At 39.9% G+C, this 20,969-nt stretch carries 18 protein-coding genes; 11 read left to right on the forward strand and 7 right to left on the reverse strand.

The window, feature by feature from the left end; genetic code table 11:
* Positions 1 to 10 precede the first annotated feature (10 nt).
* The 3 genes from topA to KTI79_RS10685 form a co-directional block, all read right to left on the reverse strand.
* Positions 11 to 2,647: a type I DNA topoisomerase gene (topA, locus tag KTI79_RS10675; RefSeq protein WP_086376324.1), complete on the reverse strand. Its 2,637-nt coding sequence runs from the start codon at positions 2,645 to 2,647 to the stop codon at positions 11 to 13.
* Between the two features lie 35 nt (positions 2,648 to 2,682).
* A complete protein-coding gene (locus KTI79_RS10680; RefSeq protein ID WP_086376323.1) occupies positions 2,683 to 3,132 on the reverse strand; it encodes a hypothetical protein in 450 nt (149 codons plus the stop codon).
* 148 nt (positions 3,133 to 3,280) lie between these two features.
* On the reverse strand, positions 3,281 to 3,658 hold the full coding sequence (locus tag KTI79_RS10685; protein WP_032054350.1) for a winged helix-turn-helix transcriptional regulator: 378 nt from the start codon (positions 3,656 to 3,658) through the stop codon (positions 3,281 to 3,283).
* Positions 3,659 to 3,757: 99 nt separating this feature from the next.
* On the opposite strand from KTI79_RS10685, the gene KTI79_RS10690 reads away from it, so the two are divergent.
* The gene (locus KTI79_RS10690) at positions 3,758 to 4,768 is read left to right on the forward strand and encodes a zinc-binding alcohol dehydrogenase family protein (protein WP_032054349.1); all 1,011 of its coding nucleotides are present in this window, start codon (positions 3,758 to 3,760) and stop codon (positions 4,766 to 4,768) included.
* Positions 4,769 to 4,822: 54 nt separating this feature from the next.
* Here the strand turns inward: KTI79_RS10690 and KTI79_RS10695 are convergent, their stop codons facing one another.
* Positions 4,823 to 5,068 (reverse strand): SlyX family protein, encoded by a 246-nt coding sequence (locus KTI79_RS10695; RefSeq protein WP_002115104.1) that lies wholly within the window; start codon positions 5,066 to 5,068, stop codon positions 4,823 to 4,825.
* Between the two features lie 32 nt (positions 5,069 to 5,100).
* Here KTI79_RS10695 and KTI79_RS10700 point away from each other — a divergent pair, with 32 nt between their 5' ends.
* The 4 genes from KTI79_RS10700 to KTI79_RS10715 all read left to right on the forward strand — a co-directional run bounded on the left by KTI79_RS10700 (position 5,101) and on the right by KTI79_RS10715 (position 10,279).
* Entirely contained in the window at positions 5,101 to 7,011 is a 1,911-nt protein-coding gene (locus tag KTI79_RS10700; RefSeq protein ID WP_032054348.1) for an ATP-binding cassette domain-containing protein, read from the forward strand.
* Between the two features lie 223 nt (positions 7,012 to 7,234).
* On the forward strand, positions 7,235 to 7,867 hold the full coding sequence (locus tag KTI79_RS10705; protein WP_032054347.1) for a LysE family translocator: 633 nt from the start codon (positions 7,235 to 7,237) through the stop codon (positions 7,865 to 7,867).
* A gap of 110 nt (positions 7,868 to 7,977) precedes the next feature.
* Positions 7,978 to 8,913, forward strand: coding sequence for an LpxL/LpxP family Kdo(2)-lipid IV(A) lauroyl/palmitoleoyl acyltransferase (gene lpxL / locus KTI79_RS10710; protein ID WP_032054346.1), 936 nt, complete (start codon positions 7,978 to 7,980; stop codon positions 8,911 to 8,913).
* Between the two features lie 265 nt (positions 8,914 to 9,178).
* Complete coding sequence (locus tag KTI79_RS10715; RefSeq protein ID WP_032054345.1) at positions 9,179 to 10,279, forward strand: glycosyltransferase family 4 protein; 1,101 nt, start codon at positions 9,179 to 9,181, stop codon at positions 10,277 to 10,279.
* Between the two features lie 55 nt (positions 10,280 to 10,334).
* Here KTI79_RS10715 and gltP read toward each other — a convergent pair whose 3' ends face one another.
* Positions 10,335 to 11,621 carry a glutamate/aspartate:proton symporter GltP gene (gene gltP, locus KTI79_RS10720; RefSeq protein WP_032054344.1) on the reverse strand — a complete coding sequence of 429 codons (1,287 nt, stop codon included), beginning with the start codon at positions 11,619 to 11,621 and terminating at the stop codon, positions 10,335 to 10,337.
* 697 nt (positions 11,622 to 12,318) lie between these two features.
* Positions 12,319 to 13,428, reverse strand: coding sequence for an endonuclease/exonuclease/phosphatase family protein (locus tag KTI79_RS10725; protein WP_032054343.1), 1,110 nt, complete (start codon positions 13,426 to 13,428; stop codon positions 12,319 to 12,321).
* A gap of 187 nt (positions 13,429 to 13,615) precedes the next feature.
* Between KTI79_RS10725 and asd the strand changes: the two genes are divergently transcribed.
* The 5 genes from asd (at position 13,616) to truA (ending at position 19,399) form a co-directional block, all read left to right on the forward strand.
* On the forward strand, positions 13,616 to 14,734 hold the full coding sequence (asd, locus tag KTI79_RS10730; protein ID WP_032054342.1) for an aspartate-semialdehyde dehydrogenase: 1,119 nt from the start codon (positions 13,616 to 13,618) through the stop codon (positions 14,732 to 14,734).
* A 148-nt stretch (positions 14,735 to 14,882) separates the two neighbouring features.
* A complete protein-coding gene (locus KTI79_RS10735; protein WP_086376322.1) occupies positions 14,883 to 16,232 on the forward strand; it encodes a FimV family protein in 1,350 nt (449 codons plus the stop codon).
* 59 nt (positions 16,233 to 16,291) lie between these two features.
* Positions 16,292 to 17,557, forward strand: a complete 1,266-nt coding sequence (locus KTI79_RS10740; RefSeq protein WP_032054340.1) for a hypothetical protein — start codon at positions 16,292 to 16,294, stop codon at positions 17,555 to 17,557.
* 58 nt (positions 17,558 to 17,615) lie between these two features.
* Positions 17,616 to 18,581: an asparaginase gene (locus KTI79_RS10745; protein ID WP_032054339.1), complete on the forward strand. Its 966-nt coding sequence runs from the start codon at positions 17,616 to 17,618 to the stop codon at positions 18,579 to 18,581.
* 20 nt (positions 18,582 to 18,601) lie between these two features.
* The gene (truA, locus tag KTI79_RS10750; protein WP_032054338.1) at positions 18,602 to 19,399 is read left to right on the forward strand and encodes a tRNA pseudouridine(38-40) synthase TruA; all 798 of its coding nucleotides are present in this window, start codon (positions 18,602 to 18,604) and stop codon (positions 19,397 to 19,399) included.
* Between the two features lie 26 nt (positions 19,400 to 19,425).
* Here truA and KTI79_RS10755 read toward each other — a convergent pair whose 3' ends face one another.
* Positions 19,426 to 20,436: an AraC family transcriptional regulator gene (locus tag KTI79_RS10755; RefSeq protein ID WP_016142299.1), complete on the reverse strand. Its 1,011-nt coding sequence runs from the start codon at positions 20,434 to 20,436 to the stop codon at positions 19,426 to 19,428.
* A 263-nt stretch (positions 20,437 to 20,699) separates the two neighbouring features.
* On the opposite strand from KTI79_RS10755, the gene infA reads away from it, so the two are divergent.
* On the forward strand, positions 20,700 to 20,921 hold the full coding sequence (infA, locus tag KTI79_RS10760; protein WP_001284370.1) for a translation initiation factor IF-1: 222 nt from the start codon (positions 20,700 to 20,702) through the stop codon (positions 20,919 to 20,921).
* Positions 20,922 to 20,969 lie beyond the last annotated feature (48 nt).

Genomic DNA, 20,969 nt, shown 5'->3' on the forward strand with positions numbered 1-20,969 from the left:
GTGGACTTAATTAGCCCTCAACCCATTTACCATTTTGATAAATTAGGCTCCATTTAGTTTGTTTGCCTTCTGGAGTTTCCGAACCTACATATTGTGATTGATTCTTACGACTGAATTTCACAACTGTCGGATTACCTTCAGGATCTACATCTGGCGCTTGTAAAATAAATTGATATTTAGGATCAAGCTGGGCTGCAACACTACGTAATTCTGCAACTTTTGGCGCACGTGTTTCACGAATTTTCGGGAATTTACTTGCAGCCAAGAATAAACCAGCAGCACCATCACGTAACACAAAATAGTCATCATGTTTCGTTGAGCGTAAATGTTCCATTTTGATCGGTTCTACACGTGGAGGCGCAGGCTGACCGCTTTTCAAGACCTTACGAGTATTGTCACAGCTTGTACAAGCGAAATACGGACCAAAACGGCCAGTCTTAAGCTGCATTTCACCATCACATTTATCACACGGAATGGTTGGGCCATCGTAGCCTTTAATCTTGAACTCGCCTTCTTCAAGCTCAAAACCGTCACAGTCAGGGTTGTTACCACATACATGTAGTTTACGACCGCCATCAATCACATAGCTGTCCATGGCTGTGCCACATTTTGCACAACGATGTTTTGACATCAAGTCGGCAGTTTCAGCACCATCATCATCAGACAGGGCAGCTAAGGACTCAACAGGTGTTAAGTTCAAAGTACCTTTACAACGCTCTTTAGGTGGTAAGTTATACCCAGAACAACCTAAGAATACGCCTGTTGTACCTGTACGAATCTGCATTGGACGTGAACATTCAGGACAATGTACTGCGGGCACTTCAACCGGTTGGTTACGGCGCATTCCATGCTCGCCCTGAGCATTGGTAAGACGTTTCTTGAAGTCACCGTAGAAAGTATCAAGTAACTCTTTCCAGTTACGCTCGCCTGTTGCAACTTTATCGAGCTGCCCTTCAAGGTCTGCTGTAAAGGCATAGTTCATCAAGTTATTGAAACTTTCATCAAGTCGATCCGTCACAATTTCACCCATTTTTTCGGCGAAAAGACGACGGTTTTCTAACTTAACGTAGCCACGTTCTTGAATCGTAGAAATAATCGCTGCATAAGTCGAAGGACGACCAATACTACGTTTTTCAAGCTCTTTAACCAAAGAAGCTTCAGTAAAACGTGCAGGTGGTTTAGTAAAGTGCTGACTTGGTTCTAACTTCTCTAATTTTAAGATTTCACCTACTTTAATTGCAGGCAAAATAATATCGTCATCAGACTTGTTAGCACCACGCACTCGTGTAAAACCATCAAATACAAGCGTACGGCCTTTTGCTTTTAATTCAACATTTGCAGCTTCAACCGTTAAAGTTGAAGATAAATATTCTGCTGGGGTCATTTGACATGCAACAAACTGACGCCAGATCAAATCATATAAACGCTGAGCATCACGCTCTACACCCGCAAGTTGATCGCCTGTAAGCGCAACATTTGACGGACGAATGGCTTCATGGGCTTCTTGAGCACCCGCTTTGTTACCATAGCGGTTTGGCTTTGCCGGTAAATATTTCTCACCAAATTGGCTTTCAATATGAGCACGTACCATGCTTACTGCATCATCACTCAAGAACGTTGAGTCAGTACGCATATAGGTAATAAAACCTGCTTCATATAAACGCTGCGCCAGCATCATGGTTTTCTTTACAGAAAAACCTAAACGTGTACTTGCAGCCTGTTGCAATGTTGAAGTGATATAAGGTGCACTTGGATTCACCTTAGTCGGTTTATCTTCACGCTGTGCAACTTTATATTCAGCACCTTTTAAAACCTCTAATAGAGCATCGGTTTCAGCTTTATTTTTCAGTTTAAGGGTTTTACCAGCTTGCTTAACTGCTTCAAGACGAATGTCATCTTTCTTGGCTTGCGTGTCTGCAAAAACTTGCCAGTATTCTTCTGGAATAAAAGCACGAATTTCTCTTTCACGCTCTACAACCAGTTTCACCGCTACAGACTGTACACGACCTGCTGACAAACCACGGGCAATCTTTTCCCAAAGTAATGGCGAAACCATAAAGCCAACAACACGGTCTAAGAAACGGCGTGCTTGCTGAGCATTAACTCGGTTTAAATCTAGGCGCGTAGGTTGTTTAAATGCTTCTTGAATGGCATTTTTAGTAATTTCGTTAAATACCACACGGTGATAACGGCTGTCGTCACCACCAATAACTTCTCTTAGGTGCCAAGCAATGGCTTCCCCTTCTCTATCCAAGTCCGTTGCGAGATAGATTGCATCTGCATCTTTTGCAAGTTTCTTGAGTTCAGCAACAACATTTTCCTTACCTGGCAGAACTTCGTAATGAGCTTCCCAACCATGTTCAGGATCAACCCCCATACGATTAACTAAAGCCTGACTGGCTTTTTGTTCTTTTTCTGCTTCAGTGAGTTTCGTCCGGGCAGCCGGCTTTTTCTCAGTTGATTTGCTGCCACCTGTTGGCAAATCACGTACGTGACCTACAGAAGACTTTACAATGTATTGCGAACCCAGATATTTATTGATGGTTTTCGCTTTGGCAGGCGACTCCACAATCACTAAGGCACGTTTATGTGCAGCAGGTGCAGTAGATGCTGTGCTTTGAGATGCAGAGCGCGAGGTATTCGCCATATAAAATGTTATTCCTATACCAATAAATTTAAAAATCAGGCTTTAGCCAAGTTCAACAGATAAGCCTTCATCTCATCTAATTGTGTTGCTCTCAGGTCTGATTCCTCATCCCAATAAAGCCCTACACAGTTTGCCTGCATATCAATAGCATAAATCCCTTTTAATGCAATGGGAGAATCATTAAATTTCTCATCACCCTGAACCACTTTTAATTTGCCGTCTACAACGCGAGCGCGCATTAAAGATAAACGGGCATCGGGAATCAATACACTATAATAAGCAACCATGCTGGCACGCTTTTCAGTCGCCATTGGGACATGTGTCCATTCAGGTGCAACGATTACACGTGGGTGTAAACCCATTTTACGAGTTTTATCACGCATAATACCAAGTGCCTTTTCACGTGGGCTCACTCTTAAACCAAAAATGGAGCCTAGTACGAAAAGAACAATGATAACGGTAACCCAAATTCCCATATTGTCCATAGCAAAACCTATTAATCTCTTTTATTAGAGTTGCATAAGCTGACCAGAAAACGCAAGTTTCATCATAAAAATAATGCCCGATACAGGGGCAAGCTTTAAAATAGTCAGATTTCACAGTGCAAATTGCAATGAGTGGACTCAAATATCTTTAAGGATTCGGATGGCCATCAACAAGTGTCAGCTTTCCAAACTGGTCAATATGAGCATCCCCCCATTGTTTTAAAGCAAACAGAATTTTCTCAAGACTTTGTCCCAAATCAGTCAGGCAGTATTCTACTTTAGGTGGTACCTGAGGATAGACTTCCCGATGAATAATTCCATCTTGTTCCAATTCACGTAGCTGATTTGTCAGCATTCTTTGGGTAATACTCGGAACACGCTTTCGAATTTCATTAAACCTCAAGGTGCCTTCACTAAATAAATGCCAAAGAATGACGCATTTCCATTTTCCATCAATCAAGCTAATCGCTGCCTCCACTGAACAACCCGGAGAGCAATCAAAACTTGAATGTCTTGCCTTTGCCATTTTACAGTATCCTTTTTGACACTATGAGCGTTATTTGTCTGTAGTCACTTATTTTAAGCTTACGTTATGATCAAACTCTCAACAAGAGGAAGGATAATTATGAAAGCTGTGGCATATCAAAAAGCTGGTCCCATTACATCGCCAGAAGCACTCGTTGATATTGAACTCGATGCTCCTATTGCTGAAGGACATGATTTACTTGTTCGTGTACAAGCTGTCTCAGTAAATCCGGTAGATACTAAAATTCGACAGAATGTAAGCCCTGAGAATAATCAGTGGAAAACGCTTGGCTGGGACGCAGTAGGTATCGTTGAAGCGATTGGAGATAGAGTTTCACAATTTAAGATTGGCGATATTGTTTGGTATGCAGGTGCTCTTAATCGTCAAGGTAGTAATAGCGAATTACAACTCGTTGATGAACGCATCGTTGGCCATAAACCAAAAACTTTAGAAGTAACAGAGGCGGCAGCTCTCCCTTTAACTGCAATCACGGCTTGGGAGATGTTATTCGATCGCCTGCAAGTTCCAAAGAACGCGCCAGAAAACACAACAATATTAGTGATTGGTGGAGCTGGTGGTGTTGGCTCAATCACCATTCAACTTCTTAAACAGCTGACTAACCTAACAATTATTGCAACAGCTTCACGAGCAGAAACTCAAGACTGGGTTAAGCAACTTGGAGCAGATTATGTGTTAGATCATCGTCAACCTTTAGCAGCCCAAATCAAGCAATTAGGTTTAACTGCACCTTTATATGTGTTCTCAACTACTCAAACAGATCAGCATTTAGCAGATATTGTAGAGTTGATTGCACCGCAAGGCCGTTTTGGACTCATTGATGATCCTGAACAGTTAGATATCAAACCGTTTAAAACCAAGTCCGTATCAGTGCATTGGGAATTTATGTTTACACGTTCAATGTTCCAGACCGAAGATATGGCAAAACAAAGTGAACTATTAAATGAAGTCAGCAAGCTGGTTGATGAAGGAAAAATCAAAACAACTGTGACTGAAGTTATAAGTCCAATTAATGCTGAAAATTTAAAACGAGTTCATCAGCAAATTGAAAGTGGGACAACAAAAGGAAAGATCGTCTTACAAGGTTTTTAAACAAAATTGAAAATATTCCCAAATAAAAAGGCAAGTATCGAACTTGCCTTTTTATTAATAGTGGGGAGGTTTATTCGTTAATGGATCAAAAGGTGCAATGCCTTCTGATAAATCCGACGATTCCACACGTTGATAAAGAAATTGCATTTGTTTTTTCAAATCAGCTATTTCTTGAGTTTGAATAGCGAGTTGTTGATTTAATTGTTCAACTAAATCATCCAAAAATGTAATTCGCACTTGCAAATCTTCAATGGGTGCGGAAAATGACGCTTGATCATCATGATATGGTGGTTTAGTCATTTAAATCCTCATTTGAGATTCTGGAAAACATTATGGCCTATATTACCCTAAGGGATGTCCAACTTGCTTTTGGCGGACCTGCCCTGCTCGATGGCGCGAACTTTAATCTAGAACGTGGCGAACGAGTCTGTTTAATTGGTCGTAATGGTGAAGGTAAGTCTACTTTACTTAAACTGATCGAGGGAAGCCTATTACCGGATTCTGGTGAAGTTTCTATTCAAAATGGTTTAACTGTTTCAATGTTAGCCCAAGACGTTCCAATGGATTCAGGTAAGGTTGCTGACATTGTGGCTGATGGCGCAGGCGAAGCTGCCGAAGTACTTAGAGCTTATCATGAAGCAACTGATGCTTGTATGCTGGGAGATATGGAAGCTTGTGACCGTATGGGCAACCTACAGCATAAGCTCGACCAACTCGACGGCTGGGCACTCGAAAACAAGGTCAATGCTCTATTAAGTAAAATGGGACTCGATCCAAATGCAGATTTGGCAGATCTTTCAGGTGGACGTAAACGCCGTGTTTTACTCGCTCGTGCTCTTTTAACGCAGCCAGACGTATTACTTCTAGACGAACCAACGAACCATTTAGATGTTGAAAGTATTGAGTGGCTAGAAAAATTCCTACTCGATCAAAATAATTTAACGCTACTATTTATTTCGCATGACCGTTCTTTTGTAGACAGTATTGCAACTCGAATTGTTGAACTTGATCGTGGCATCTTACGTGGCTATGAAGGTAACTATTCACGTTACTTAGAGCTTAAAGCTCAGCAAATGGAAGCAGAAGAGAAACAAAATGCTTTATTTGATAAAAAGTTAGCTGAAGAAGAAGCTTGGATTCGCCAAGGGATTAAAGCTCGTCGTACGCGTAATGAAGGTCGTGTGCGCGCCTTAAAAGCTTTACGTGAAGAATCGAAAGCTCGCCGTTCACAACAAGGCAAAGTGAGCATGGCGACTCAAGAAGCAAATCGCTCTGGTAAATTAGTATTTGATATTGAGCACTTAAGCGTATCTTATGACGACAAACCACTGATTAAAGATTTCTCTACACTAGTCATGCGTGGTGACCGTATTGGCCTAGTCGGTGATAACGGTGTCGGTAAAACAACCTTAATTAAAGCTATTTTAGGTGAAATCGAGCACGGTGGTTCTGTTAAGACAGGTACACAGTTAGAAGTTGCTTATTTTGATCAATTACGTAATGCCTTAGATCTTGAAAAAACAGTAATGGCAAACGTTTCAGAAGGCTCTGACTTCGTTGATGTAAATGGCAACCGCCGTCATATCTACAGCTATTTACAAGATTTCTTGTTTTCACCTGAACGCGCACGTACACCTGTAAAAGCCCTTTCTGGTGGTGAGCGTAACCGTATCTTGCTTGCTAAATTACTGCTTAAACCATCGAACCTGATTGTGATGGACGAACCAACCAATGACTTGGATATGGTGACTCTTGAGCTTCTTGAAGAGATGCTTTCTGAATATAAAGGTACCCTGTTACTCATTTCCCATGACCGTGCATTTATGGACAACGTCGTAACATCGACTTGGGTATTTGATGGTAAAGGCAATATTGCAGAGTACATTGGTGGCTACCAAGACTATTTGCAGCAACGTCCAGATGATAAAGTCGTAGACCAAAAGTCTGATGTTAAAAAAGCTCAGGCAAAAGCCGAAGCTGAAAAAGCCGCTGCACAAAGTAATATTAAAAAGGTCAAACTGAGCTATAAAGACCAACGTGAACTTGAGCAACTTCCTGCCGAAATCGAGAAACTGGAAGTTGAACAAGCAGAGCTTTCTGACAAGCTGGCAGATGGTTCATGGTTTGTCAGTAATGCCGATGAAGCAACTAAAGCAAGTCAACGTCTCGCAGAAATTGAAGAGGTATTACTTGAAAAATTAGAACGTTGGGATGAGCTTGAACAAATGAGCAAAGGAAATTAATTTATTTGCTTTCGCCTAGAGTAAATAAAAAAAGCCTCCTTAAATTAAGGGGGCTTTTTATAAAATATCTATAAATTTGAAAGCTAAAAATCTATGAAAAATACATGATGAGTGATTAAGTTTAGTCAGCCTTAATAGTTCAAAATATCGCCCTGTTTGAATATAAGACTTATAAAAATAATTATGTTATATCTACCAATATAATAATATTCGAGTATTTTTCATGCTAGATCTTTCTCAAATTTTAGCATTCGGATTAATCTGCTTGGCGATGGTGCTTACCCCTGGCCCAAACATGATTTACCTTATTTCTCGTTCAATTTGCCAAGGAAAAACGGCGGGATTTATTTCACTCGCCGGTGTTGGCGTTGGCTTTGTATTTTATATGCTTTGCGCTTCTTTCGGGATTACAGCACTTATTGTTGCAGTTCCTTATGCTTATGACACCATCCGTATTGCAGGGGCAATTTATTTACTCTGGCTAGCATGGAAAGCACTACGTCCCAATGCATCCCCAATTTTTGATGTAAAGCAATTATCAGTAGACTCTCCAGCTAAACTATTTTTAATGGGTTTCGCTACAAATCTACTTAATCCTAAAATTGCGATTATGTATTTATCGTTATTGCCACAGTTTATTCATCCACAGCAAGGCAGTATTTTATGGCAATCCATTCAGCTCGGTACTATACAAATTTTTGTCAGCGTTTCGGTAAATGCGCTGATTGTGCTTTCTGCGGGTAGCATTGCCCTTTTTCTTCAACAAAAGCCTCTTTGGGCAAATATACAACGCTGGCTTATGGGAACGGTGCTAGCTGGACTTGCTGTTCGTATTCTTTTAGAAAATCGTCGATAACCGCGTTTTATTTCCTTATCTTAACAGCTCAATTCAACAGTGTATTACGACGATAAATTCAGTTCGTGATACACTTTTGCCAGTTTTAATTTCGAATTCTTTATATCGCTATGAGCCAAAAGCAGACTTATACGCCCGGTGAGTTTCAATGGTCCTTTTTATTGCCTAAATATTGGGGTATTTGGATTGCCATCGTTTTTTTAATGCTTTTGGCTATTTTGCCGTGGGCAATTCAATGGCGTCTGGCTCATGGCTTAGCAAATCTTGCTTGGAAATATTTAAAATCTCGCCGAAAAACGACTATTCGTAATTTAGAAGTCTGCTTTCCCGAATGGTCAGCCGAAAAAGTACAGCAACAAGCTAAGCAAGTTTTTGTAGATATGATGCTTGGTATTTTTGAGACATTAAACGCATGGTATAAGCCTTACTGGTTTAAAAACCGTGTCACTATTGAAGGCTTAGAACACATTACCAATGCTCAAGCTCAGGGCAAAGGCGTTTTATTATTGGGTACTCATAGTACGCTTCTTGATGCAGGGGGTTATGTGTGCGCTCAATATTTCGAGCCAGATGTCGTCTACCGACCTCAAAACAACCCATTGCTCGATATGCTGATATATCGTTGCCGTGGCACCATTTATAAAGCGCAAATCGATCATGATGATATGCGTGGTTTAATTCGTCATCTTAAAGATGGTGATGCAATTTGGTATAGCCCTGATCAAGACTTCGGACTTAAACAAGGGGTTATGGCACCCTTCTTTGGTGTGCCAGCGGCCACAGTAACTGCACATCGCCGTTTATTAAAAATCTCGAAGGCAGTCGCAGTTCCTTTATATTTTTATCGTCACGGTGATGTACAAGACCCTAAATATCATATCTTGATTGAACCGGCGGTCGACAATATGCCAAGTGAAGATGAAGTTGATGATGCAACACGTGTTAATAAGATTATTGAAAATCAGCTTCGTATCGCACCAACTCAATATATGTGGTTCCATCGTCGCTTTAAAACACGTCCAGAGGGATATGAAGAGATTTATTAAGATAAGGCTGTAATAATTTTAGATTAGTAATAGGCACAGCCTCGATTTAAAGTGATATTCAAATACTATCCAATAGGCAGACCTTACTTTTTAGGGATAAAAAGTAAGCAAAAATCCTTTGTTCCGCTGATGTTACATCCTTGTAACACAGCGAAACGGCGACATCCATGTCGCTATCACGATAGTAAACTCTGGATAATGATTTAGTTTGAGATGATGTATCTGTAGATGATCCATCTTTTATGAACGTATAAGGCAAAAAACAATGAAAGTGATGCAACTTCTCCCAGAACTTAATAGCGGTGGCGTAGAACGCGGCACACTAGAAATTGCACGTGCACTGGTTGCACAGGGCCATCAATCTTTGGTTGTTTCAAATGGCGGACGATTAGTATCTCAACTTGAAGCTGAAGGTTCTACTCATTTAACGCTGCCTATCCATAAAAAATCATTGTCGAGCTTGTGGCAAATCCGTCCTTTACGTCAGTTGATTGAACAGCATCAACCCGATATTGTTCATGTGCGCTCTCGTATACCAGCTTGGCTTACTCACTTCGCTTTGAGAAAAATACCTACAAACAAACGCCCGCACCTCATTAGCACAGTGCATGGCTTTTATTCAGTTAATCGTTATAGTGCGATTATGACTCAAGCTGAAAAAATCATTGCTGTTTCTGACAGTGTGGTTAAGTACATCACTGACCATTATAAAAACTGTCCACCGCAAGATATTGTGCGGATTTATCGAGGGATTGACCCAGCTGCTTTTCCGCATAATTACCAGCCTTCAGCACAATGGTTTAATCAAGTTTTTAATGACTTTCCTGAGCTTGAAAATAAGTTTTTACTTTGCTTACCTGGTCGTATTACGCGTTTAAAAGGGCATGAAAGTTTAATTGAACTGATGCAACAACTTCAGACGCAATATCCTCAGCTACATGCAGTTGTTGTCGGTGGGGCTGATGCCAAAAAGCAAGCCTACTTAAACGAACTACAAAGCACTATCCAAGCCAAAGGTCTTACAGATAAAATCACCTTTGTAGGCCATCGCTCTGATATTCGCGAATGGCTGGCTTTTAGCGATATTGTGCTATCTCTATCCAATCAGGCAGAAACATTCGGTAGAACAGCCTTAGAAGCGCTTTCAGTGGGTACGCCAGTGGTTGGCTGGAACCGGGGCGGTGTTGCCGAGATTTTATCGAATGTCTATCCGCAAGGTCTTGTTGAAGTAGAAAATGAAAAAGCCTTAATAGAGACTGTAAAAAATCATATTGAACAACCTCAAATCGTTGCTCCTGTCACGATGTTTAGCTTAAAAGATATGTGTGATCAAACACTAGAACTCTACCAACGCGTTTTGAAATAACCCAATAAAAAACCCGCGATCTTCGCGGGTTTTTTTAGACTAAAAAACTTCTCTCTTATTTAAGAGATGCTTCATAAGCAGCAGCCTTTTCAGAGTCGTATTGCTTTTCCCATTTACTGATTACAAGTACAGCAAGTGCATTACCGACAACGTTCAATGCAGTACGAGCCATATCCATAATACGGTCAACACCAGCAATAAATGCTAAGCCTTCAACAGGAATACCAACGCTACCTAATGTCGCTAATAAAACAACAAATGATACGCCAGGAACACCAGCAATACCCTTAGAAGTAATCATTAATGTTACAACCAAAATAACTTGTTGGCTGATTGACATTTCAATACCGTAAAGCTGTGCAATAAAGATTGCTGCGATACTTTGGTACAGCGTAGAACCATCAAGGTTAAATGAATAACCTGTTGGAATAACAAAACTGGAAATCGCTTTTGGGGCACCGTAAGCTTCCATCTTTTGCATAATACGCGGTAAAACTGTTTCCGAACTCGCAGTTGAATAAGCCAAAATCAATTCATCTTTCAAAATCTTAAACAAGATAAAGATATTGATACCGAAAAATTTTGCAGTTAAACCAAGTACCACTAAAGCAAAGAATAAAATCGCACCGTATACCAACACGACTAATTTGCCTAAAGGGATAAGTGAAGCAAAACCGAAGTTTGCAACAGTTACAGCGATTAAACCAAACACACCCACTGGTGCATATTTCATAATGATGTGCGTTACGCGGAACATCGTTTCTGAAACTGCATGAAACACGTTCAATAATGGGTCTTTAGTGGTTGCTGGTAAAGAAGATAAACCAATACCAAATAGCACAGCAAAGAAAATCACAGGTAACATTTCGCCATGCGCCATTGAACTAATAATGTTCGTTGGGATAAGCGATAATATTGTTTGAATTAAACCATGTGACTGAGACTGAACTTCTTCAGTTGTATGCTTGTACTGAGAAATATCCGACTGTACCAACTGAGACATATCAATGCCTGAGCCCGGATGGAAGATATTTGCTGCAACCAAGCCAACCAAAATAGCAATAGTCGTAATAATTTCAAAATAGAGAATGGTTTTAAAACCAAGTCGCCCTAAACTTTTCGTACTGCCAACACCTGCAATACCTAAAATCAAGGTAGAGAAAACGATTGGAATAACAATCATTTTAATCAGGCTAATAAAGATCTTACCAAGTGGTGTAAGAACATTATTCACAATACTGTCTTTGATTTCAGGCTGGTTATGTAAAACAGCCCCGACAACTATCCCTAGGATTAAAGCAATTAAAATTTGCCATGCAAGGCTAAATTTAAAATTCTTCATAAGACAATCCTTATGCACCGCAAAGTATCAAATATGAGAGGGAGAAGACCACTAACTAAGAGTGAAACCTCAATATGTACAGTAATTTCCAAACAGAAATTTAAATGCACAAACAAATCACAACTCGCCGATCCGACGAGAAAACAACAATGCCTGTTGACGATCCAACATGTCAACGATCGGCACATTCTATTGAGATTTATTAATTAAACAACCCCAATTTATCTTTAAATAGATCAAAGCCTATATTTATTCACCAATAATCTATAAAAACAAAAACTTAATAAAAAAAAATTTTGTATCTTTTTTCATTAAAAATTGCTCAGTTTTATATAAAAACACATAGGTATTTACCCATTGTTAAATAGATTTAAAAATTAAGATGAGCTTAAAAATATTTGTTTTATTTACACAGAATTAAATAAGGTATATAAAAATATCAACCCGAGTTCTGCGTCCTGCAAAACTCGGGTAAATGAGGTTGTGCTTTCAGGTTAATAATTATTTTTATCGTTTCCGTTCCAACATCTGATCCGTGATGCTATTCCATATCAGCTTTGTGTATCCTTACGTGGGACTATCCATTCCCGGTTCCGTGTGCCGATGAATGTAGAATAAGGTTTTTATAACTCTCTGCCTATTCGCCCTAGACTCAAATCTTTGTACGATATTGCTTACATCAATCTTTATATTCTTTTTATTTATAAGGCTGTGCTATTTTATCAGTCACTATTTTCTCTTCTGCTTCTGCTTTGGCAATTCCTTCTTGGATGGCTCTTTGCGCCTCCTCTTCATCATTTTGAGTTTGCTCTAACTCTTCTTGAATATGTTCAAATATTCGACCAGTCTGCAAAACCACATAGACAGGGAAATGATCAGAGCCGATATGAGGTAAACGCTGCATTTTAACCAAACCAAAATCGGTACTATGGAAAATATGGTCTAAAGACCAACGCAGCAACGGATAGTCTGCATGAAAAGTATTAATGAAATGTCGGCCAACTCGCGGATCAAGTAATCCACTAATTCGCTGAAATAAACGCGTTGTACGCGACCATGCTACATCGTTTAAATCCCCCATCACAATACAGCTTTCATCGAGATCTTTAATTTGATCACCCACAATTAAAAGTTCTGCATCGCGTAAAGTTGAATCTTTCGCCTCAGTCGGACTAGGTGGCTTCGGATGTAAACAATAGAGTTGAACCGGCATACCGGATCGTAAAGTCACAGTAGTATGAATAGAGGGAATTTCATCACTGAGAATAAATTTAACTTCAGTATTTGATAAAGGTAGACGGCTATATAAATGCATGCCGTAGAGGTTATCTAAGGGCACAGGAACACGATAAGGATAGTCGCCTTCAATCTCTTTTAAAGCATTCTCCCATGTCTTATCACTTTCTAGTGTAAGTAATAAATCAGGTTTTAATATCTGGATATGCTCAAGCAATAAATGATATTTATCATTCGGTGTGAGTACATTCGATACGATTAATGAAATCTGCTTTTGTGGATCTAATTGAGACGGCCTCACCTGTTTAACCTGTTTTTTCCAAAACAAGGTATAGGGCAAAACCATTTTAAGCTGGTAAGCAAGGGCGGCAATGAGCACAGCTAGGACTATTTCACGCCAGAGGTTCCATTCGGCAGGCCAAAACAGCATTCCAATAAAGGCTAACAAACCAACAAATAGAATCTGCAAACGAGGAAAATCGGCACCACGAAACCACCACTCATCACGAGGAATAAGTGACCAGAAACTTAACCAAATCACCAGACCAGCTAGAACTTCGATATAAATCATTGAATTTTCTCTTTTAAGATGATTTGTTTTTTAAAGTTTTTGTCATCTTTATCAATTTTGTATGTAACATAAACAAGATATTCTACTCAATAAACATGGTGTTTTGTTTCTGTAACGCTTGCAGTTGTGGACACTTTTGATACACTCAACTCCCCCTAACAATTTTAACGCACCGAGGCAAAATGACATGAAAGTAGGTCTGGTCGGTTGGCGCGGGATGGTCGGTTCCGTCCTTATGCAACGTATGGTTGAAGAGAATGATTTTGCTCATATTGAGCCATTCTATTTCTCTACCAGTAATGCAGGTGGTGAAGCTCCTTCATTTGGTGGTAAGACTGCCCCAGCACTTATGGAAGCTACAGACATTAATAGTCTGAAGCAAATGGATGTCATTATTACCTGTCAAGGTGGTGACTATACGTCTGAAGTTTTTCCACAGTTAAAAGCAACTGGTTGGGATGGCTACTGGATTGATGCAGCCTCTACTTTACGTATGTCAGATGATGCAATCATCGTTCTTGACCCAGTAAACCTTAACGTTATCAAAGACGGCTTGGTTAACGGCACCAAAACTTTCGTAGGCGGTAACTGTACAGTATCGCTTATGTTGATGGGTGTAGGTTCACTTTTCCAAAATAATTTGGTGGAGTGGATGACTGCTATGACTTATCAAGCAGCATCAGGCGCTGGCGCACAAAACATGCGTGAGCTAATTACTGGTATGGGCTATTTATATAACAATACCAAAACATTGTTAGATGATCCTAAATCTGCAATTTTGGATATTGATCGTCAAGTTGCTGAATTACAACGTGGTGAAGGTTTCCCTTCTGCTAACTTTGGTGTGCCATTAGCGGGTTCATTAATTCCTTACATTGATAAGCAACTTGAAAACGGTCAATCAAAAGAAGAGTGGAAAGGTCAAGTTGAAACCAACAAGATCTTGGGTAACTCACAAATTGTTCCTATTGACGGTCACTGTGTCCGTATTGGTGCAATGCGTTGCCACTCTCAAGCACTTACAATCAAGTTGAAAAAAGATGTACCGCTTGATGAAATTGAAGACATGATTCGTACTTCAAACCAATGGGCGAAAGTTGTACCAAACACTCGTGAAGCATCTATGACTGATCTTACACCTGTTGCTGTAACTGGTACTTTAACTGTGCCTGTAGGTCGTCTACGTAAACTCAACATGGGTAAAGAATATCTAGGTGCATTTACAGTGGGTGACCAGTTACTCTGGGGTGCTGCTGAGCCTTTACGTCGTATGTTACGCATCTTAGTTGAATACAAAAACTCATAATTTGATCTGAATTATTCAGTCAAAATAAAAAGCCGATCACATTAGATCGGCTTTTTCGTAACTGGTTTGTGAAAATTTTACAATTTATTTACATTTCATTATTGTATAATTTTGAATGACTTTACGACTTATTAGGTCATGGATTGAGATGACTGTTTATAACAAATTAAAAATTGCCATTTTCACCATTATGTCTTCGCCTTCTATTTATGCGATTACATTAGACCCTATACAAATTCAGTCCGCACCTGGCGATTTGTTATATGCAGAAATGAATTTTCAACAAGCTGACCCCAACGCTACTCTACAAGTCAGTTTGGCAACTCCTGAGGATTTAAGTGCTTTGGGTGTAACTCATCAGCCACCGGGTAATCTTAATTTTTACACACGCCAAAATGGCCAAGGTTCTGGGGTTATTGTGATTACCTCATCTCGTCCTGTGATTGATCCTGAATTAAATATTGTAGTCAAAATTAATGAAGGTTCTGCCACCCGTTTGCAGCATATCAAAACCGTAATTAAGCCTTCTTCTATAAAAAAGACTGAAAATAACGAAAGTACTTTGTCACCTCAGTTTATTGTCAATGAAAAAGACATTGCTCTAAATTTGCCAGAAAGTACTCGATATGCATCACCAACTTTGGCCTCAACTCCAACAGATTCGAATAGTGAACATAGCCTTAATATTAACTCTGGAACTGCTCCAGCTGTAAATACAAATTCATCCAATACACTTAGTGCAAATTCTTCTACTCAACTTGCTCAACAAGTTACAACAGCTACTACTCTAGATCAGACAGAAATTAAACCAACCAGCACTAAGACAGCTACAAATAATTCACCAAAAACTCCGGTCAACAAACTAACAGCGCAAAAGAAATCTGTACCTCAGAAAATGCTCAACCAAGATCCTGCGAAGAAACAATCCTTAAGCTCCTACAAAGGACCAGCAACATCAGGTAAATATGTAGTACAGCGCAACGAGTCTTTATGGAGCATTGCTAATCGTATCGCAGCAAAAACTAAACAACCTGTTGCGAAAGTCATGCATGATATTCAAACTCAAAACCGCCATGCTTTTATTCAGGGTGATGTAAATCGTTTACGTCAAGGAATTGCGCTTAACCTAGCCCACTCTCCTACTATTAAACCTCAGCAAAACAAGCCAAAAACAGACATAGCACATACTGCAAAATCAACTTCTGGCAAAGCAAAATACCGTTTGCAACAAGCCGAAATGAGTATTGTGGCGGAAAACAGTCAAAATTCTACGCATGGAAGTGCTAAAAAGAGCACACAACAAAGTCAAAACAATACTGAGTTAGCAGTAAAAGTTATGACAACACGAGAAAAAACCGTTACATTACAAAGGAGTGTAACTAAATTAAATCAAACTTTACGTTTAAAAGACCAACGTATTCAACTTCTGAATGCACGTTTGGCAGAGTTACAACAGCAGTTACAAGCACAGCAACAGACTCATAAGCAAAAGCATTAAGTTAAAACCAGAGTCAGCTCGCTTTATATTGCAAGTATTTATTTTTTAAGGGGAAAATAATGTTATATGTGATTCCATTCATCATATTGCTCGTGGTCGCTGTCATTTTAAAAAAACGCGAAAATAGTCAGAAGCAAGAGGCGAATTCCCCTAAAACAATAAATAGAAAAATCAATAAAAAAGCGAACGCTAAATCAAGTAAAAACTCGCGTGAAAAAAATAAAGTCAATGTGGTTGAAGAATCTATTCCCTCTACTCCACAAAGCACTCCTGTTCCAGACGCTGTTCGTCAAAAGATTCAGTTACTTATTCAAGAAAGACAATTCTCAGCAGCTGAAGCTCAAGTCAATCAGGCGCTAAAAAAAGATAATACGCAACATGAACTTTATTTATTGCTACTTGAAATTCATATTGCACAAAAGGATGAGTTTGCAATAACTCAACTGATTGGCCATATTCGCAGCTTGTCACTCAATGAAATAGCCATTCAAGCAGAAGCCAGACAAAAAGAATATGAGTCTTCAAGACAACCCGATGCCATCGATTTTCCTCAAGCTCAAACATACCAGGAGCCAAAAAATAAAGCTGAGACAACAGCTCAGTTTGACCAATTAACAGCAAGTTCATCTGAAACTTCTTTTGATGACTTGCAGCAAGACTATACCCCTGTAAAGCAAGAACCCGCTGTTGAAGTTGAACCTTTAGAGTTTAACTTTTCATTCGAACAAACTACGACTACAGAAAGTGGCAGCCAACCGACACAAGAATCAAAGTTATCTTCATCTCAACAAACAAATGACTTGGCTGACTTAGAATTTTCTCTTGATTTAGCGCCCTTGCATGAATCTGAGGAAAAAAACCAGACAGTAGCAGTACCAGCAGCTCAAGAGAACAATACGAATGTTTTGGATTTTAATCTTGAATTAACCCATGAAAATCCAGAAGTAAAAACTAATGAACAGATCTCATCATTAGATGAACTTAAATTGGTAGAACAAGCTCCATTAGAAGCAACTTCAATCGCACCTCTTGAGTTTTCGTTAGATGAGTCTGCGTTAGTTACAGCACCAGAGATTGAAACTCAAAATCATATAGATTTAGTAGGTGAAGAGACTACTCCAGATCAAACTCAAGACCCGCTTCTAGAAGCTTTTCCAGAATTAAAACAGCTAGATGAAAATGAACTTGATCTAAAATTAGCTGAGCAATACATCAAGTTAGGAGCGTACCCAGCAGCTCAAGCGTTATTAGCAAGTAATGAGCAAAAATTAAACACAGAACAACAACAACGCGCGAAAAACCTACTTAATCGCATAGCTTCTTAGAACTGTTCGATTTACCATAAGCAGTCAGAGATGACTGCTTTTTTATGCCTGCAAAAATATGAAAAAAATAGCTTTATTTTATATGGGTGGTACTTTTGGTTGCATTGGTGAACCTCTAGCTCCTATGCCTTATGAGCAATTCTTGCCTCAACTTGAAAAAGTGATTCCCCCACACTTAACAGTTGACTGCTTCGCTGCGCCCAATATTGTCGATAGCAGTGCATGTACGGCGCCTGACTGGTTGCGCCTGATTCAACGTATACAACAACTACAACTTGAAGGTTATCAGCATTTCGTTGTTGTTCATGGTACAGACACGCTCAGTTATGCGGCCGCGACCCTAGCCCGCTTTTTAGGCCAAAGCTGTCATATTGTAATTACTGGTAGCCAATACCCGTTACTCAATATTCAAGGCGATAACACCCGTGAATTTACTGATGCAATTGAGAACTTATACCTTGCATTAGAACAAGTGATTGCTTTACCTGTAGGTGCTTATCTCGCATTCCACCATCAAGTATTCCACGCGCAGACTGCATTAAAAACGCATACGACTGAACTTGATGCTTTTTCAGGATTAAGTAGTAAAGCTGAGTTTACGCCTCAGCAAAATGAATTGATCGTACAAGATGCCCAAATTGAACGAGCAGCTTCCTTCCAGATTTTAAACTGGATGATGCAACCCATTGCAACACAACACTTAGTACAGCAATTACGTCACTTACTTTCAGCCCCACCACACTTTTTAGTGTTACAAGGCTTTGGTACTGGCAATATTGCAGTAAACCAAGAATTACTCGCAACATTAGATGAGCTTTACGCACGTGGCTGTGTTCCGATTCTTACCACTCAGGTGACATTCGGTGGTATTGACCAACGTTATGCGATTAGTGCCTGGGCCAAAACTGCAAAAATTGTCATTAGCGATGCTAATAGTCATGCAGATCTCTATGCAAAAGCACTTCAAATCTATTTAAAATACCCAACCCCGGAACAATGGCTCAGCCATTGGAATGAAAATTAGCATTAAATAGAGGTGAAGCTATGCAACGTTATGCAGTCGGTATTGAATTTAGCGGAGTTCAGTACCGAGGTTGGCAAACACAACAGCCAGGCGTTGCCAGCGTTCAGGAAACGATCGAGCGTGTACTGAGTAAAATTGCAGATGAGCCCATTGCACTTCACGGTGCGGGTCGTACTGATGCGGGAGTACATGCAACAAATATGGTGGCGCACTTCGACACGAACGCTATTCGTCCAGAAACGGGGTGGTTAAGAGGGGCAAATAGCCAACTGCCTAAAGATATTTCCATTCAGTGGATTAAACTGATGGATGAAAATTTTCATGCACGCTTTAAAGCGACTGCACGACGTTACCGCTATATCATCTATAACGCACCGCATCGCCCAGCACTGTTACACAAGCAAGTTACGCACATTTACCAAAAACTAGATGTGCAAAAGATGATTGAAGCTGCCAGTAAATTTGAAGGAACGCATAACTTTGAAACTTTCCGTGCAGCAGCATGTCAATCAAACCAGCCTGTTCGACATGTAAAACATTGCCGTTTATTTGAACATGGACGCTATTTAGTTTTAGATATTCAAGCAGATGGTTTTTTACACCATATGGTGCGTAATATTGTCGGTTGCTTACTCGAAATTGGTCAAGGTATGTATGAGATTGATCATATCGATGCAATGTTTGCGGCACAGGATCGTAAGGCAGCTGGGGTAACGGCCCCACCCGATGGCCTTTATTTTATTCAATGTAATTATCCTGAGCAGTTTGATTTACCGCAGCCACCACTTGGGCCACATTGGCTAAACTTACCTGAGTAAGCTTAGCCAATTCAACATATACTTATCTAACGGTGTTGTTTACGCTTACGGTATTCAACCGGTGTTTCATTCGTCCAACGCTTAAATGCACGATAGAACGTACTTGGTTCAGAGAAACCGGTTAAATATACAATACGCTCAACACTCTCGTTGGTATTTGCCAAAAGCTTTTTAGCCAAACGGCAACGATAGTCAGAAAGTATTTGTTGAAAACTGGTATTTGCCTCACTGAGCTGAGTACGTAAGCGACGAGGGGTAATATTCAACTGAGCAGCCACCGTTTCCAAGGTGGTTTCTCCGCTTTCCAGTGTTGAACCAATCGCACGACGAACTTCACCCACCAAATCATAACGGGCCAGTTCCTGCAATTTTTCAATTGCGAGCTGCTCATGCAATTGCAATAACTCAGGCTCTGCTTGCCAAAGCTGGAAATCTAAAATAGCAGGGTCAAAATATAAACGTGTCTCTTTCTGACCTAAGCTAACTGGGCAGCCGAATACACGGAAATATTCATCCTCAGAAGCACCTTCACTAAAATTAAAATCGATGAAGATAGGATGAAATTGCCCTTCGGTAATGAACTTAAAGAATCTAAGTATGCCTGAAATTGCACATTCGGAAAAATGACGGTTGACTAGATTGTCAGCGCCAATCTGTTCGCCATTGGTTAAATAACAACGTCCTTCTTCAACTACCAGTTTTGCATCAAAAGCATCACTAATGAGTCGTTGATAAGCTAAGGCTCGTTTTAAACCTTCACCAAAGGTTTCACTACTAATAAATAGATGTTCAATCACTTGCCCTCGATACAAAGGCAAATGCTCACCTAAATGCAGACCGATGTCTGGATCTTTACTGACTTCCTGAGCGGCAGTCCAAAAGGCGTACTGTGCACTTAACGGTGTACGTGCATTGGTATCGACCTGATTTAAAGCAACTCCCGCTTTGGTTAATATTTCTTCTGTTGGCAAACCCGCACGACGAATCGCTTGGTAGCCAAAGCGTAATACAACTGATGCATCTGTTAGCTGACCCACGCAGTGCCCTTCCATGTAGATACTTCATTGATATTTAGGGCTGTTGACCTTTATGCAATTAACAGTCCCTAATAACTATGATTTTAGATTAGCGTTGATTGACCAAACTGACAACAGAATTACACTTCTTTTGTGAAAAAAATTACATCTTTTTTGATTAGTCATACTTTAACCAGATGCTTTAGCAGAAGTGTGTCTATCTTGTTTTTTTTAAAAAAATTGACTATAATTTGCGCCTTTCCAATTTGATCATCAGGTAGGCTATGGCCAATAAAGAGGAACTCATTGAGTTCGAAGGCGTTGTCACCGAAACGCTTCCTAATACGATGTTCCGTGTACGTCTTGAAAACGGTCACGAAGTTATTGCACACATTTCTGGTAAAATGCGTAAACACTATATTCGTATTCTTACTGGCGACAGTGTAAAAGTCGAAATGACTCCATATGACTTAACTAAAGGTCGTATTACGTACCGTGCTCGCTAATTAGTGAATGCAAAAAAGCCACTTCATGATGTGGCTTTTTTATTGCGT

It is taken from the genome of Acinetobacter sp. WU_MDCI_Abxd143, from assembly GCF_025514195.1.
In the GTDB taxonomy this organism is placed as follows: domain Bacteria; phylum Pseudomonadota; class Gammaproteobacteria; order Pseudomonadales; family Moraxellaceae; genus Acinetobacter; species Acinetobacter pittii_H.